Annotated in this window: 2 protein-coding genes and 1 pseudogene; all 3 read right to left on the reverse strand. The window is 41.8% G+C overall.

The features are described 5' to 3' along the window. Positions 1-73: 73 nt before the first annotated feature. Positions 74-787 (reverse strand): DUF2953 domain-containing protein, encoded by a 714-nt coding sequence (locus tag HP456_RS23740; RefSeq protein WP_172255613.1) that lies wholly within the window; start codon positions 785-787, stop codon positions 74-76. A gap of 130 nt (positions 788-917) precedes the next feature. Further along, entirely contained in the window at positions 918-1,412 is a 495-nt protein-coding gene (locus tag HP456_RS23745) for an RDD family protein (protein ID WP_172255615.1), read from the reverse strand. An 86-nt stretch (positions 1,413-1,498) separates the two neighbouring features. Beyond that, a pseudogene (locus HP456_RS25760) lies at positions 1,499-1,608 on the reverse strand (signal peptide peptidase SppA); the annotation flags it as partial.

Raw genomic sequence — 1,608 nt, forward strand, 5'->3', positions numbered from 1 at the left:
TCTCTTTTAAGTTTTCCATTGCAGTGGTCATTAGACCTTCAATAGGATGTTCAGACATGAAAAGTCCTCCTCATTATACTGATTGTTGTTTTTCATCAGAGAGACGGGATAACATCTTCGACTTGAATTGTGCCCTGCCGCCCCTCCAGTACCGAAGTATCTTGAAACCTACTAGGATAGCATTCCCTAGCCGGAACTGGATAATACATGAAAATTGAGTCTGGATGACGGCTTTCTGGAAAGAAGGTATCACTTCAAGAGAAGGCTGCGTCTGAAGCCTCATATAACCGCTGATCAGTCCGATGATGCTGCCTTTCAAAGCCCATATCGCACCTGTCATCGTTCCTGTGGCAGCCGCATCCCCTGTTCCGAATAACGTCTTCCAAAGAACATGATCGATTTTGACTTTTTTCAAAAAATTTCTGATGATCTTATGCATTTCCATTACATGAGTAATCATTTCCTTTGTGTCATTTAAACTATTTATGAAATTACTTGGAGTAATTTTCTTTTTAGACTCTTTTTCATTGGAAGGCGAGTTTTCGTCCCCGCGGATATTTTTTTCTTCAACCAAGATATTCGGCCCATCATCATCAAGCTTGACCATTGGAACATCAATCGTATATCTTAGCAGGCCAAACCAAGCCCTCAGCTTTACCTTGAAATGATCATTGTCATTTCCATGATACAAGGAGAGGGTAATGGTTAATTTCGTTATGAGAATAAGAATGAACATGACTACTATAAATGCCAGAATAATGAGTATCGCCAATACCCAACCGTTCATTTTTTCACAACCCTTCAACTTTTCATTATGACCCAAGAAGAAAAATTTAACCCTGCCGAAAGGATTATTTAACATATCTGTCAGCATTTAAACAAAAAAGAACCCGCTCTGATGAGCGGATTCCCTTTTTCTAAACTGCAGCTTTGAACTCAAGTTTCTTCTTTTCCTGAACAACGGTAGTATCGGCAAATAAGTCATGGATTCCCTGTTTTTTTGTAGTGAACGCCACAACGATATATAAAACGAAAATCGTGGATGAAATGAAGCGGCCGATCAATTCCCTGAAGATGATGGTTCCCCAGGATGGTCGGTGACCTTTCAAATCAATCACTTTAATTCCCAACACCATTTTACCGATCGTTTGACTGAAGAACTTCGTCATCAAGACAAAATACCCGTAAAAGACGATCGCAGACAAGATGGAAATAGGTGCAAACATTGACCCTTCCACTAGGGAAATATCCAGCATTTTAAAAACCGGCTTGACGATCAGGCGTGTGATGCTGCCGATGACGATCAAGTCAATCAGGTACGCCCATCCCCTCAGCCAGAAACCCGCCAGAAAAAATCCCCTGTTCTCCTTGTAAGGCGGCGTTGGTTCGACAGCAGCGGCGTGCACAGTCATTTCATCATCCGCTGCTGTACGATTCTCTATAAATTCCCCCTGTGTTCGAGGGGTATCTTGATTTTCACTCACTTCATTCACCTTCCTCACTCAGAATATAAGTACATCAATCTTGGGGAATTCGGCTGCGACAGAAGTTTCATGAGTGCTGTCGCTTCAAAATCCTTTCCGATCATCTTCTTGGCACTCATACTGA

It is taken from the genome of Bacillus haikouensis, assembly GCF_013179555.1.
Taxonomy (GTDB): Bacteria; Bacillota; Bacilli; order Bacillales; family Bacillaceae_B; genus Rossellomorea; species Rossellomorea haikouensis_A.

Excerpts from the sequence above, each read along its gene's own strand:
- HP456_RS23740 (WP_172255613.1), bottom strand. The coding sequence starts at position 787 with ATGAACGGTTGGGTATTGGCGATACTCATTATTCTGGCATTTATAGTA.
- HP456_RS23745 (WP_172255615.1), bottom strand. The coding sequence starts at position 1,412 with ATGACTGTGCACGCCGCTGCTGTCGAACCAACGCCGCCTTACAAGGAG.